The following is a 14,239-nucleotide window of genomic DNA, read 5'->3' on the forward strand; positions in this document are numbered from 1 at the left end:
CGGTGACGGGGCCCGCTCCCGGTGGCCGGGAGGGGCGTGGTGCCCGCGCGGTGCGTGGCGTACGGTCAGGCCGCCGGTGCGGGCGGCATCGTGAACGGCCGGAAGGCGCGCGGGCCGTAGAGGCGTTCCAGCAGGTCGTCGAGTTCGGCGAGCAGCGCCCAGGCGTCCTGCGGGCGGCGGTGCTGCTCGGGCAGGGTGCAGCCGCGCAGGAAGGCGCGCAGCGGTGCGGGGGCCCGGTCGCCCATGAGGCCGGCGACGCAGGCGGATGCGAGGTGCAGGTCGGTGGCCGCGGTCGCGGGCCGGTGGGCGGACGCCTCCGGCGGGTAGCCGGCGGCGTGCCGGAAGATCAGGACGGGCAGGTCGGTGCCGGCCGCGGTGGCGTAGCACCAGTCGACGAGCACGACGCCGTGCCGGGCCGGGTGGATCAGGACGTGTTCGGGGAAGACCGCGCCGTGCACCAGCCCGGCGCGGTGTGCCCAGCCGAGTCCGGCCAGCAGCCGCCGCCACATCCAGGCGGCGTCCCGCGGGTCGAGCCCGCCGGGGTGCGCAGCGGCGACCTCGGCGAGGGTGTGGAAGCCGTCGAGCGGGGCGAGGGCGTTGACCCGGCGCGGGGCGGCGTCCTCGCCGGGCTGCTCGAAGCTCTCGATCAGGGCGGGGGCGTAGGCCCGGTGGCGTTCCTCGCCGACCCGGTGCAACCGGGCCAGTACGTCGGCCTCATGCGCCAGCAGGTCGTTGTCACGGGGGTGCCGGGCGGTCTTCAGGACGGCGGTGCGGTGCTCGCCGCCGTCCTCGTAGCGGGCCGTGCGCAGGGTGGCGAGGTCGCCCTCGGCCAGCAGCGGCCCGGGGGTGTAGGTGTGCCGCGGGGCGCGGCCGGTGGCAGAGGGCAGGAGGTCGAGGGCGTCGGGTGCGCCGGGGGCGAGGTCGAAGTCGGCGCCGGAGGCGGCGTCCGGGCCCATCACGGGGTGCCCCCGGTGTCGGGGCCGGGGCGCAGCAGCGCCGGGTGCAGCAGCCGGGCGTCCCCGGCGCGGTAGAGCCGGGCCCGGGGGCCGCCGCGGCTGCCGGGCCGGGCGGCGGTCTCGCCGGTGGGCTCGACGAAGCCGGGGACGGACAGGACCTTGCGGTGGAAGTTGCCGGCGTGCAGCGGGGCGCCCCACACCGTCTCGTAGACGGCGCGCAGCTCGGAGACGGTGAACGTCTCGCCGAGGAACGCGGTGGCCAGCGGGGTGTACTCGATCTTGGCGCGGGCGCGTTCCAGGCCGTCGGCGAGGATCGTCGCGTGGTCGAAGGCGAGCCCGGCGCCGGGCGGGGGGGCCTCCTCGGACGGGACGGGTCGGCGGCCGGTACCACCCCCGTAGGTTCCGGACCGCCGACCCTGCTCGAAGGGACGCGCACGCACCGTGTCCGGTTGCTCCGCGGCCGCGATTGCCTGCGCGATCGCCTCGACCGGCAGCCAGCCCGCGCCCGCGGCGTCGCCGCCGGGCCGTGCGTCCGGCAGGCCCGGGGCGAAGGCGAGGTAGGCGACCGAGACGACGTGCATCCGCGGATCCCGCGACGGGCTGCCGTACGACCCGAGCTGTTCGAGGTGGACGCGGCCGAGCGCCGAGGCGTCCAGGCCGGTCTCCTCGGCCAGTTCGCGCGCCGCCGCCTCGTCCAGCGACTCGCGGCCGGCCCGGACGAAACCGCCGGGCAGCGCCCAGCGGCCCGCGAAGGGCGGTTCGCCGCGCTGCACGGCGAGCACCTCCAGGCGGCCCGCGCGCAGGGTCAGGGCCACCACGTCCACGGTGACCGCGATGGGGTCGAAGGCGCGCGGGTCGTACGCGGCGAGGAAGCCGTGCTCGGACTGCGTGCCGTCCGTCTCCGCCATGGCCACCGCCCCCTTCCGCCGCCGTCCGGCGTTGTTCTCAGAGTGAGTCTTTCTCGCTCCGAGAAGAACGTACCACCCGGCGCCGTCACCGTCCACGCGGTTTCCGCCCCGACCGCCGGGCCGCACTCCCGTACCGAATTTCCGCGCCGTACGACCGCTTGACGCTCCGTCACCGCCGGGCAACACTTCCGGCAGCGCGACGCGGGACGGCGTGGGGGGGTTCGCGCACGCCGCGGATCCGCGCGCCCTCCGCCGGCCGGGCCGGCATCCACCGGGCAAGGGAGCGCGACATGAGCGGCACCGTCCCCACCCAGGCAGCCACCCCGCCGGCACCGCGCCAGGCGCCGCGCCCCGCCGCCGGTCGGCGCGTCCGGGCGGCCCGGCCCGAGGCCTACGTGGCCGCGGTCGACCAGGGCACCACCTCCACCCGCTGCCTGATCTTCGACGCCGCCGGCCAGGTGGTCGCCGCCGACCGGCGCGAACACCGGCAGATCCTGCCCCGGCCCGGCTGGGTCGAGCACGACGCCACCGAGATCTGGGCGAAGGTGCAGGCCGTCGCCGCGGGGGCGCTCGCCAGGGCGGGGCTGCGGCCCGACCAGCTCACCGCGCTCGGCATCGCCAACCAGCGCGAGACGGTCGTGCTGTGGGACCGCGCGACCGGCCGCCCCGTGCACAACGCGGTGGTCTGGACGGACACCCGCACCGCCGCACTGTGCGCCGAACTCGGCGGCACCTACGGGCAGGACCGCTTCCGCGAGACCACCGGACTGCCGCTCGCCCCCTACTTCTCCGGGCCCAAGATCGCCTGGCTGCTGGAGCGCGTACCGGGCCTGCGGCGCCGCGCGGAACACGGCGAGATCGCCTTCGGCACCATCGACTCCTGGCTCGTCTGGAACCTCACCGGCGGCCCCCGCGGCGGGGTCCACGTCACCGACGTCACCAACGCCGCCCGCACGCTCCTGATGGACCTCAACACCCTGGACTGGGACCCGGCGATCCTGGCCGCGATGGACATCCCCGAGGCCGTCCTGCCGCGGATCCGCCCCTCCGCCGAGGTCTACGGCACCGCCACCGGGCGGCTCGCCGGGGTCCCGGTGGCCGCCGCGCTCGGCGACCAGCAGGCCGCGCTCTTCGGGCAGACCTGCTTCGACCTCGGCGAGGCCAAGAACACCTACGGCCCCGGCAGCTTCCTGCTGCTCAACACCGGCGACCGGCCCGTGCCGTCGGCGAGCGGGCTGCTCACCACGGTCGCCCACCAGCTCGGCGGGGAGCGCCCGGTGTACTGCCTGGAGGGCTCCATCGCGGTCACCGGCGCCCTCGTGGAGTGGCTGCGCGACCGGCTCGGGCTGATCCGCTCCGTCGACGAGATCGAGCCGCTCGCCGCGAGCGTCCCGGACAACGGCGGCGCCTACGTCGTCCCCGCCTTCTCCGGCCTCTTCGCGCCCTACTGGCGCTCCGACGCACGCGGGGTGATCACCGGTCTGACCGCGTACGTGACGCGCGCGCACCTGGCGCGGGCCGTGCTGGAGGCCACCAGCTGGCAGACCCGCGAGGTGGTCGACGCGATGCAGCACGACAGCGGGGTGCGGATCGCGGCGCTGCGCGCCGACGGCGGGATGACCGGCAACGGGCTGCTGATGCAGCACCAGGCCGACGTGCTGGGCGTGCCGGTCATCCGCCCCGTGGTCCGCGAGACCACCGGCCTGGGCGCCGCCTACGCCGCAGGCCTGGCGACGGGCGTGTGGGACGGCCCGGACGAACTGCGGGCGCACTGGCGGGAGGACGCCCGGTGGGAGCCCGCGATGGGCGGGCCGGAGCGGACCCGGGAGTACGCGCGCTGGAAGAAGGCCGTCCGGCGCAGCCTGGACTGGCTGGACGGCGACGAACCCGAGGTGCGGCCGCGCCGCCCGCGGGTCGGCTGAGCGCTCGGGGCGGGCCCGGCGGCGTCAGGGAACGGCGGGGTCAGGTGGCGGAGGCATCAGGTGGCGGCGGGCGCCCGGCGGGCGGAGGCGTGGGCCGCGGCGCGCTCCACGACGCTGACCAGCACCCGCTTGACCGACTCGCGCTCGCGCGCGTCGCACAGCACCACCGGCACCCCCGGCCCGAGGTCCAGCGCGTCGACGACGGCCTCCGGGCTGTGCAGCCGGACCCCGTCGAAGCAGTTGACGGCCACCGTGAACGGGATGTCGCGGGTCTCGAAGTAGTCGACGGCGGCGAAGCAGTCCGGCAGCCGGCGGGTGTCGGCGAGCACGACCGCGCCCAGCGCGCCCTGCGCCAGTTCGTCCCACAGGAACCAGAAACGGTCCTGGCCGGGCGTGCCGAAGAGGTAGAGCACCAGGTCGTCGCGCAGCGTGATGCGGCCGAAGTCCATCGCGACGGTGGTGGTGCGCTTGGCCTCCACGCCGGTGAGGTCGTCGACCGGGCGGCCCGCCTCGGTCAGCAGCTCCTCCGTCCGCAGCGGCCTGATCTCGCTGACCGCGCCGACCAGCGTGGTCTTCCCGGCGCCGAAGCCGCCGGCGACGAGCAGTTTGAGGACGACCGGGTCCGGGGCGGACGGTCGGCGCTCGGCGTGGACGATGGCCATGGATCTCGTCTGCTTCTTCCTGCGGGGGGATGCGGTGGGCAGCGGGGGGATACGGCGGTGGGGCGCCGGTGGTGCCGCCGGCGGGAACCGGGGACGGAAACGGTAGCGGAAACCCGCCCGGCGCGGGACGGGTCGGAGCGGTCTGTGAGCGGTGGGGTCAGAGTGCCCGCAGGCCGTTGATGACGTCGCGCAGGATGCTCTCGTCGGGCAGTTCGGCGGGCGGCACCGGCGGACGCACCGTCACGTGGCCCGCGTCCATCAGGTCGCCGACGAGCACGCGGACGACGCCGACCGGCAGGTCGACCTCGGCGGCCAGCTCCGCGATCGAGGCGGGCTGGCTGTGGCAGAGCCGGACGATCTCCACCTGCTCGGGCGACAGCGAGCCGTCGTCCTCCGGGTCGGCGGGGCCGGGGCCGTCGTCGTCCGTGCCGCCGGACGCCCCGCCGGACGCCGCGACGACCAGGGCGATCAGGTCCAGCTTCGCCTCGGCCGCGTGGCTGGTGCGCCCGCGGGTCATCGCGTAGGGCCGTACCACCGGCCCTGCCGCGTCGTCGTACCAGCGGTCCGATTCAGCCGTCATGTCACCGTGTCACCCCGCTCCCGCCGGTCGCCTCTCCCACGTCCCTCCGTCTGCCCGCCGTTCCCCGCCTCGTGCGGCCCGGCCGTTCAGCCGACCGCGCCGCCCTGCTGCCGCGGAGCGGTGCCCAGGTGCACACCGACCCGCTTGACCAGCAGCGCCATCTCGTACGCCACCTGGCCGACGTCGGAGTCGGCGTCGGCGAGCACGGCCAGGCAGCTGCCGTCGCCCGCGGCGGTGACGAACAGGAAGGCCTCGTCGAGCTCGACGATGGTCTGCCGGACCTGCCCGGCGGCGAAGTGGCGTCCGACGCCCTTGGCGAGGCTGTGGAAGCCGGAGGCGACGGCCGCGAGGTGCTCCGAGTCCTCCCGGGACAGCCCGTCGGAGGCGCCGGTGGCCAGGCCGTCGCCGGAGAGCACCAGCGCCTTGCGGACGCTGGAGACCCGTGTCACCAGGTCGTCCAGCAGCCAGCTCAGCTCACGTGTCGGGCTCGATGGTGCGGTCATCGACCGTTCCCCTCAGGTGTCGTTCTGGTCGTTCTCGTCGCAGAAGCAGGTGCGGCCGGGTCGCCCGCGGCGGGCTCGTCGGGAGCGGTGTCCGGGTCCGACCCGGGGTCGGGCGCCGGTCCGTCGGCCGGGGCGGCCTCGGCGGCCCGGCGGCCGCGCTGCCAGCCGCGCTGGATCGACGCCATCCGGGCGCGGACCTCGTCGGCGGAGCGCTCGGGGGGGCCGTCCCGCCCGGCGTCGCCGGTGCCGGCGTCGGGGCGCGGGGCGCCGCCGCGCAACTGCGGGGCGAGGCTGGCCTGCCGGACCCTGCGGGGCAGGGCGCCGCCGGGGCCGTCCGCGGCCGCCTCCGGCTCTCCCGGCTCCTGCGGGGGCTCGGCGGCGGACGGCGGGGGCACGGCCGCGACGGGGCGCGGCTGCGCGGCGCCGTCGGCGGCCTCCTCCGGGTGCCCTGCGGCGGCGGACTCGGCGGCGTCGTCCGCCGCGCCCTGGTCCGCCGCGGTGTCATCGGAGGGGTCGTCGGGGGACTTCCCGAGCGGGCGGCGGGCGCGGTCGGAGATCAGCACCGGGGTGCCGGTGCCGCGCGGGCGGCGCCGCGGCAGCGGCAGCGGGTCCGGGGCCCGGTCGGCGCTGCCCGGCGGGAGTTCGGCCGGGTCGTCGAGGGCGTCCAGGCCCCGGCCGAAGGCCGCGGAGAGCGGCTCGTCCGGGTGGGCCACGTGCTCCTTGCGGTGCTCGCCGCCGATGTCGTCGACGCCCTCCAGGCCCCACTGGCGGAAGGTGTGCTCGGTGTCCCCGGCCGCGTCCAGCCCGGCGAGCCGGGGCGTACCGGGTACGGGGGTCGAACCGGTGTCCTCGGCGGTGTCGCTGAGCAGCGTGTCGGGGATCATCACCACGGCGGTGGTGCCGCCGTACGGGGACTGCCGCAGCGAGACGCGCACGCCGTGCCGCTGGGCGAGCCGGCTGACCACGAACAGGCCGAGCCGGTCGGTGTCGGACAGCTCGAACTCGGGTGTCTCGGCGAGCCGCAGGTTCGCTTCCAGCAGCGCGTCGGGCGTCAGGCCGAGACCGCGGTCGTCGATCTCCAGCACGAAGCCGTTGGCGGCGGGCTCGCCGTGCAGCTTGACGGTGGTGTTGGGCGGCGAGAAGACGGCGGCGTTCTCGATGAGTTCGGCCAGCAGGTGGGTGAGGTCGGCGACGGCGGCGCCCGCGACGGCCAGCCGCGGCAGCCGGCGCATCTCGATCCGCTCGTAGTCCTCGACCTCGGCGATCGCGGCGCGCACCACGTCCATGAGCTGCACCGGCTTGCGCCACTGCCGGGAGGGCGCGGCGCCGGACAGGATGACCAGGCCCTCGGCGTGCCGGCGCATGCGGGTGGTCATGTGGTCGAGGCGGAAGAGGTCGGCGAGTTCCTCGCTGTCGTCGGTGCGGCGCTCCATCGCGTCCAGCAGCGTGAGCTGGCGGTGCAGCAGGACCTGGCTGCGGCGGGCGAGGTTGACGAAGACCTCGGAGACGCCGTTGCGCAGGTTGTTCTGCCGCACGGTGGCCTCGACGACGGCCCGCTGGAGGGTGTTGAGCGCCTTGCCGACCTGCCCGACCTCGTCGTCCGGGTACTCCAGCCGCGGGACCTCGGTCTCGACGTCGATCTGCTCGCCGGCCGCCAGCCGCCGCATGACCTGCGGCAGCCGGGTGCCGGACACCTCCTGCGCGTCGCGGCGCAGCCCGGTGAGGTCGCGGATGAGGCCGCGCCCGATGCGCACCGACACGAACAGCGTGGCGATCACGGCGACCAGGCCGATACCGCCGACAAAGACCGCCTCGACGATCGTGGTCGTCGCGACCGGCGGGTCGGTGTCGCCGAACCGGCTCTGCACGGCGTCGTCCAGCCGGTTCAGGTCGTCCATCGTGGTCGCGGCGACCGACGGCCAGGACTCGTGGGCCGCGACGATCGGGGCGTTGGCCACGCCCGCGGCGATGACCGCGTCCTCGGCGGCGCGCAGCGTCTTGCCGTTGCCGTCGCGCCAGTAGGCGTCGTAGCCGGCGCGCTGGTCGTCGCCCAGCAGCCACAGGCTCGACTCGTAGTCGTCACGCTGGCCGGCCACCGCGAAGGTGAAGGACTTCAGCTCGGCGGCGCTCATGTGCCCGGCGCTGATCGCCGCGGCCATCAGCGCGTCCTCCCGGCTGATCTGGTCGCGGGCCATGCTCAGCTGGATGGCCGCGTGGTGCTGCTCGTCGCGCCGGAAGTCGTTGTACGGGTTGAGCGACTGGAAGAGCTGGAAGGCCGGGGTGATCATGTCGTTGTACGCCGTGTAGACGTCGTTGCGGCTGATCTTGCCGTCGTCCGCGCGCTGCCGCAGCGAGGTGAGGCCCTCGGCGTTGCCGAGAAAGGCGTCCAGCCGGTGCCGGGACTCCGCCGTCAGGTCGCCGCGCACCCCGGTGGTGCTGATGCGCGTGCGCATCTTCGCGATCGAGCTGTCGGTGATCTGCTGCTGCTTGGTGTAGCCGATCCTGGCCTGCGAATCCCGCGGGTTGGCCGCGTAGATCATCGCCGCCCGGCGCTCCTGCTGGAGGCTCTGGGTGGCGGCGATACCGGGATACCCGATGTCGTCGGCGACACGCTTGACGTCGGGCCGGTCGAGCAGCTCCCTGCCCGTCACCACGGCGGCGAACGCCCAGATGACGGTCAGCGACGCCAGCGGGATCAGCAGCAGCGCCACGATCTTCCGCCGGATCGTCGTACCGCGAAAGCTCATGGCCTCCCCAACGGTCTCCCCCGTGTGGGGGCGGTTCACGCGTCTCGCGCGTCCAAACGGCGTGAGCCTACTACCGCCCCAGAGGTAACTCGAAAGTATGTATGTGAGTTGGGCAGATCTGCGGCGAAACGTTCCCCGGAATGCACCGGGAGGTTTCGGGGCAGCCAATTCTCATGGACGTGCAACGGCGGAACGTCTGGGTCGAGGAACCCGCCCGGCGGCCACGGATGGCGGACCCGGTACGGGCCGCGGCGGTACGGGCGGTGCTGCTCAGCGCGGTCGCCCTGGTGCAGGGCATGATCGACGTACTGCTCGCCCTCGGACGCTCGTGGCTGTCCGCGCCGGTACTGCTCACCACGGTGCTGACGTCGGTGGTCGCGACATGGGCGGTGCTGGACGTGTGGGTGACCCGGCAGGTGTGGAACCAGCGCAACGGGGTGCTGTCCAGCCCCAGCAGCGCCGCCCGGACCCGGCGGGCCGAGCGGCGCAGAGCCCGCAGGGAGGGGCGTGCGGCCGCGTCGCCGCAGTCCACCGGCGCGGGAGGACGGCGGCGCCCGCACATACCCCGGCACCTCGGCGTATGACGCGGCGGCGGGTCAGGAGCCGCCGGGCGCCTCCGGCGCGGACTGCGGGTCCCCGGCGGACGGCTCCGCCGGGGACGGCCCGGCGGCGGGCTGCGGGGCCTCCGGAGGGCGGCGGAACATACGGGTGGCGGTGATCTCGCCGTGGATCTGCTCGCCCTGCGCGTCCTGCACCGGCAGGCCGGGCCGCAGATGCTCCTCGACGCTGATGTACTTCAGGCCCGCGCGCAGATCCGCGTCGTTGCGCAGCCGCACCACGAGCGGGAATTCGGCGAGCGCGGTGGTGTCGAACAGCCCCGTCGTGTACAGGAGCTGCACGCCCAGCGCGTCGGCCACGGCCCGCTGGAGCTCCAGCAGGTAAGTGGCGTTGGCGCGGCCGATCGGGTTGTCGAGGAAGAGCGTGCCGGCGTGCCGCTGCCGGTCCCGGCCACGGTCGTTGCTGCGCAGCGCGGCCATTGTGCAGTAGAGCGCGATCGCGGCGGTGAGCAGCTGGCCGCCGGAGAAGACGTCGCCCATCTGCCCGACCGGGACGCGCTCGGCGCGCAGCACCGCGTCCGGCTTGAGGATCTCGACCGCGACACCGCGCGGCTGGAGCGCGGCGGCGACCGACCGCAGCAGCAGCGACATGCCGTCGCGCCGCAGATCGGCGTTCTTGCGCAGCGCCGACCTGGTCGCCTCGTCGATGACCTCGCCGAGCCGCTCGGTCAGCACCGACTGGTCGGGATCGTCGAACCGGATCCGCAGGAACTCCTGCCCCGACCACTCCCCCAGCCCCTCCGGCAGCCGGGAGAGCCGCTGCGCCGAACGCAGCGTCGCCAGCGCCGACTCGACCAGGCCGCGCAGCCGGTCGACGATGATCTCCCGGTTGCGCTCCAACTGCGCCAGCTCATCGGTGAGCACCCGCAGCCGGGGCGCGAAGGCCGCCGCCCACGCCGCCGCGTGCTCGGGCAGCGCCGACGCGGGCAGCTCCCGGATCTGCTGCCGGGCCGGCGTCCTGACCTGCTCGAAGCGGACGGCGTTGGCGTGCCGGACGAGGACGTCCGCGGCCTCCCGCAGCCGCGTCTCGGCGGCGGACAGGTCGGCCGCGCAACCGCGCAGACTGCGCCGGGCCTCGGCCGCCGCCTGCCGGGCGGCCTCCTGGCTGCCCGGGTACGGCTCGGGCTCGTCCTCCTCCGGCTGCTGCGGGCCGGGCCCGTCCCGCAGCAGGTCGCGCAGCAGCGCGGCCGTCTCGTCGAAGCCGCCCGCGGCGTCCTCGGCCGCGCGGTGCGCGGCGACCAGGCCCGCGTGCGCGGCCGTCGCCTGCTCCAGCGCGTCGGTCCGGGCGGCGACCTCGGCGGTGGCCGCGCGCAGCAGCTCCTGGGCGTGCTCGGCGTCGCGCGGCACCAGGGCCTCGGGCAGTTCGGTGTGGTGCGGCTCGCCGTCGGCGGGCGCCAGTCGCTCGGCCTCGCCGCGCAGCCGGCCGAGCTGCTCGCTGGCGGCGGACGCACGCGACTCCAGCGTCTGCACCAGCTCCTCCGCGCGGGCCGCGGCTGCCTGCCGGGACGGGCCGTCCGCGCCGTCGGGGCCCTCCAGCAGCTGGGCGGCGCGGCTGCGCACCTTGTTGGTCAGCCGGTCGAGCTCGACGAGCGCGGCGTTCTCGGTGCTCTCCGCGCGGGCCTGCTCGGCCCGCAGATCGGCGCCGACGCCCACCTTCTCGTAGACCTCGGAGGCCGCGCGGTAGGCCTCCCGCAGCGCGGGGAGCGACACGGCCGGGGCGGTCGCGTCCGGTTCCGGGCCGCCCTCGTCGGGCGCGCCCGCGATCTCGGCGCGCTCGGCGCGCAGCACACGGGCGGTACGGCGGGCGTCGTCGGACGCGCGCTGAGCGGCCCGGCGGTCCTCGTCCGCGGCGCGGGCCCGAGCGAGGCAGGCCTCCGCACGGGCCTCCGCCTCGGCGGCGTCCGCGGCCAGTTCGCGCGCCCGGCGCTGCCAGGTGGTGCGCTCGCGCAGCCGGTGGGCGAGCCCGGACAGCGCGTCGGCCGCACGCCGGGCCTGCTCGGCCGCGGCCCGGCGGACGTCGCTGTCCTGCGCGGCCTCGGCGGCGGCCGCCTCGGCCTCGGCACGGTCGGTACGGGCGTCGCCCAGCTCGGCACGGGTACGGCGGACGGTCTCGCGCGCCGCGGCGACCTCGTCGGCCAGCTCGGCGAGCCGCCCCTGCGGGCAGGCCGCGCGCCACGAGGCGAGCCGGGCGGCGAGCGTACGGTCGAAGGCCAGCCGGGCGGCCAGCGTCCGGATGTCCTCCTCGCGCGCGGTGGCGCGGGCGCGCAGCGCCTGCCGCTCACCATCCGCCGCGAACTCGTCGTGCATCGCCGGGTTCGGCGGGACGAGGAAGAGGTCAGGGCTGCCGGAACCGGTCGCGGGCGGCGGGGCCAGCAGCGCGGCAGCGGTGCCGACCGCGACCGCGGACCGCGGCAGCAGCGCGGCCTGCTCCAGCACCTCGCGGGCCCGCTGGTAGGAGCCCGCGTCGGTGACCACGACGCCGTCGACCAGCTCGGGGCGGGACGCCAGCACCAGGGCGTGGTCGGCCGGGTCGACGGCCTGGGCGAGGTAGCGCCAGCCCGGCAGCGCCGGGATGCCGTGTTCCCCGAGGAACTCGACGGTGGCCAGCACGTCGGGACCGGGCGGCAGCAGCCCGCCGTCGCCGAGCGCGGCGAGGATCCGGGCGTCGTCGGCCGCGGCGGTGCGCAGGTCGAACAACTGGCGCTCGGCGGAGGCGACGGCGCCGTCGAGCAGTTCGCGGAGCGGCTCGGCGAAGTCGTCGAGCACGGCGGGGGTGAGGTCGTCGCCGTCGGCGAACTCCACCGGCACGACGCAGGCACGCACGCCCCCGGACCGGACTTCGGCAGCCGCGGCGGAGCGCCCGCGCGCGGCGCCGCCCGGGTCGCCGGACCGCCCGTCCGAGGCCGCGGCCCCGGACCCGGCGGCGGTACCCCCGTCCGGGGACGCACCGCGCGGGCCGCCGGGACCCGCCTCACCGGAGACGCCGTCCGCCGTGCCCGGAGCGCCGGGGCCGGCGGGTGCGCCGCCCGAGCCCCCTTGGCCCGGGACGGCGGACCCGCCGCCCGTCACGCCCGGTACGCCGGAGCCGCCGGGTACGTCACCCGCCGCGTGCGGGGCACCGGACCCGGCCGGGCCGTTGCCCGGACCACCGGGGCCGGCGGCCGTACCCGCGTCCCCGGAAGCGCCACCGGCGCTGCCCGTCGCTGATCCGCCGGGTGCGTCGCCCGAACCGTCCGGACCCGCCTCGCCGGAGTCGGCGGATGCGTCGCCCGTCGCGTGCGGGACGCCGGACCCGGCCGGGCCGTTGTCCGCGCTTGCCGGGGCGGCGCCCGGGGTTCCCGGGCTGTTCGCGGCTCGGCCGCCCGCGTTCGGCTCGGCTGCCGGGGGGCCGCCGCCCGTGCGGGCGCCCGGCACCGTCACGGACGGGGGCGGGGTGTCCGTCTCGGCCGCGCGCGGGGCGGGGAGGCTGAGCAGCGCGGTCATGCGGGGCTCGGCGGTCAGGGCGGTGGCGGCGACGGTGGCCGCAGTGAGGGCGGATTCGGCGGTGGACAGCGCGTCGGCGGCGCGGGCCGCGGCCAGTTCGGCGCGGGATTCGGTCCCGGCGGCCTCCCGCGCCCGGGTGGCGGCGGCACGCGCGGACTCGGCGGCGGCGCGGGCCAGGTCGGCGGCGGTCTCCTCGGCGTCGGCCGCGGCGAGGGCGGCGTGGGCCGGGTCGGCGTCCGGCGCGGAGTCGTCGAGCCAGCCGGACCGTACGGCCTGTGCGGTCTCCTGTTCGACCTCGGCGAGGCGCTGCGCGAGGTGCCCGGCCTCGCTGCGGGCGCGCTGCGCCTCGGTGGCGGCGGCGGTGGCGTCGCGGTGCGCGGCCTCGGACTGCGCCTGGAGCTGCGCCGAGCGCTCCTCCTCGGTGTCGGCCTGGGCCTCGGCGCGGGCGGCGGCCCCGTGCAGGGCGCGGACGAGGTCGGCGGCGGCGGTGGTACGGGCGGCGAGCGCGGGGGCGGCGTCCCGTTCGGCCTCGCGGATCGCCACGCTGACGCGGTGCAGCCGGTCCTCGGCGGCGCGCTGCCGCAGCACGGTCTCGGCGGCCTGCCAGGCGGAGTGCAGGGTGCGCGCGTCGGCCAGTTCGCGGCGCAGCGCGGTGGCGCCCTTGTCCGCGGCGGCGAGCGCGAGCGAGGCGTGCCGGTAGGCGATCTCCGCGGCGGTGAGCGCGCTGCCCGCGCGGGCCTGCCCGGCGTCGGTGACGGCGTGCGCGGCCTGCGCCATGTCCTGGGCGATGTCGGCGGTGCGGTCGCGTTCCTGGCGGGCGCGGGCGGTGAGGCGGCGGGCCAGCAGCCGGGTGCGGCGCTCGGACTGGGCGTGGACGGCGCGGGCCTGGTCACGGGCCTCGGCGCTGTCGGCGATGCGCTGGAGGAGGTCGAGGGAGCCGGCGGTGAAGTCGCGTTCTGCGGTGAGTTCGGCGCGGCGGCCGAGTTTTCCGGCGAAGCCGTGGACGAGGTCGGCGAGGCCGTCGGTGTCGCGGGTGTCGGTGACGGCGCGCAGCAGCAGGTCGGTGAAGTCGGAGTCCTTCTTGACCGCGAAGAGGCCCGCGGCCTCGCCCTCGTCGGCGTTCATCTCGCGCTGGTAGCGGAAGAGTTCGGGGTCCAGGCCGAGGTCGCCGAGGTGTTCGTTCCAGCGGTCGTGGATCTCCTCCCACACCACGTCGAGGTGCGGGTAGGCCTTGCCGGCCTCGGTGAGGGCGTCCCGGAAGCCCTTCATGGTGCGGCGCCGGCCGCGTGCCCCGGAGGCGCCCTCGACGGGCGGTCGCACCGCGGTGGACTCGGCGACCGGCAGCGAGTCCAGGCTCATGCCGGGCCCGGGGCGGAAGGAGTACCAGGCCTCGGCGAACTTGCGCGGGTCGGTGGAGACCTGGCGGCCGCGCCACTCGCTGACCTTGCCGACGACGACCAGTTCGCCGGTCAGCGTGTGCTGCCACTCCAGGGCGACGTGCCCGCAGTCGTCGGCGAGCAGGAACTTGCGCAGCACGCCGGAGCTGGCGCCGCCCAGGGTGTTGCGGTGGCCGGGCAGCATGACCGAGAAGATCAGCTTGAGCAGGACGGACTTGCCGCCGCCGTTCTCCAGGAAGAGCACGCCCGCGGGGGCAGGGCGGCGCGGCGGGCCGGCCGGCTCGTCCGCGAAGAAGTCGCCCTGGGCCGGGGCGGGCTGCGGCACGGGTTCGCCGACGCCCCGCAGATCGAGCACGGTGTCGGCGTAGCGCGCGCCGGCGGGCCCGATGGAGTAGAGGCGGAGTCGGGAAAGCTCGTACATGCGGCGGACTCTCGTGGCTGGGTGGGTCGGTGGCGGGTGGTCG

General features: G+C 76.5%; 9 protein-coding genes. 2 read left to right on the forward strand and 7 right to left on the reverse strand.

All coding sequences use genetic code 11. The annotated features are described in order from the left end of the window. Positions 1-65 precede the first annotated feature (65 nt). Both ACWERV_RS20455 and ACWERV_RS20460 read right to left on the reverse strand, forming a co-directional pair. The gene (locus ACWERV_RS20455) at positions 66-956 is read right to left on the reverse strand and encodes a molecular chaperone DnaJ (RefSeq protein WP_452935039.1); all 891 of its coding nucleotides are present in this window, start codon (positions 954-956) and stop codon (positions 66-68) included. After that, positions 956-1,864, reverse strand: coding sequence for an NUDIX hydrolase (locus ACWERV_RS20460; RefSeq protein WP_452934907.1), 909 nt, complete (start codon positions 1,862-1,864; stop codon positions 956-958). The genes ACWERV_RS20455 and ACWERV_RS20460 overlap by 1 nt, the downstream gene beginning before the upstream one ends. 290 nt (positions 1,865-2,154) lie before the next feature. On the opposite strand from ACWERV_RS20460, the gene glpK reads away from it, so the two are divergent. Further along, a complete protein-coding gene (gene glpK, locus ACWERV_RS20465) occupies positions 2,155-3,786 on the forward strand; it encodes a glycerol kinase GlpK (RefSeq protein ID WP_452934910.1) in 1,632 nt (543 codons plus the stop codon). 56 nt (positions 3,787-3,842) lie between these two features. On the opposite strand, the gene ACWERV_RS20470 is transcribed toward glpK, so the two are convergent. The 4 genes from ACWERV_RS20470 to ACWERV_RS20485 form a co-directional block, all read right to left on the reverse strand. Beyond that, positions 3,843-4,448, reverse strand: a complete 606-nt coding sequence (locus ACWERV_RS20470; RefSeq protein WP_452934913.1) for a GTP-binding protein — start codon at positions 4,446-4,448, stop codon at positions 3,843-3,845. A 157-nt stretch (positions 4,449-4,605) separates the two neighbouring features. Beyond that, on the reverse strand, positions 4,606-5,028 hold the full coding sequence (locus tag ACWERV_RS20475; protein ID WP_452934916.1) for a DUF742 domain-containing protein: 423 nt from the start codon (positions 5,026-5,028) through the stop codon (positions 4,606-4,608). A gap of 86 nt (positions 5,029-5,114) precedes the next feature. Continuing rightward, positions 5,115-5,531 (reverse strand): roadblock/LC7 domain-containing protein, encoded by a 417-nt coding sequence (locus tag ACWERV_RS20480; RefSeq protein ID WP_398179426.1) that lies wholly within the window; start codon positions 5,529-5,531, stop codon positions 5,115-5,117. Beyond that, positions 5,528-8,278: a sensor histidine kinase gene (locus ACWERV_RS20485; protein ID WP_452934919.1), complete on the reverse strand. Its 2,751-nt coding sequence runs from the start codon at positions 8,276-8,278 to the stop codon at positions 5,528-5,530. The genes ACWERV_RS20480 and ACWERV_RS20485 overlap by 4 nt, the downstream gene beginning before the upstream one ends. A gap of 173 nt (positions 8,279-8,451) precedes the next feature. Here ACWERV_RS20485 and ACWERV_RS20490 point away from each other — a divergent pair, with 173 nt between their 5' ends. Beyond that, entirely contained in the window at positions 8,452-8,862 is a 411-nt protein-coding gene (locus ACWERV_RS20490; RefSeq protein ID WP_452934922.1) for a hypothetical protein, read from the forward strand. 12 nt (positions 8,863-8,874) lie between these two features. On the opposite strand, the gene ACWERV_RS20495 is transcribed toward ACWERV_RS20490, so the two are convergent. Next, positions 8,875-14,196 (reverse strand): hypothetical protein, encoded by a 5,322-nt coding sequence (locus tag ACWERV_RS20495; protein WP_452934923.1) that lies wholly within the window; start codon positions 14,194-14,196, stop codon positions 8,875-8,877. Positions 14,197-14,239 lie beyond the last annotated feature (43 nt).

This window comes from Streptomyces sp. NPDC004031, from assembly GCF_053604375.1.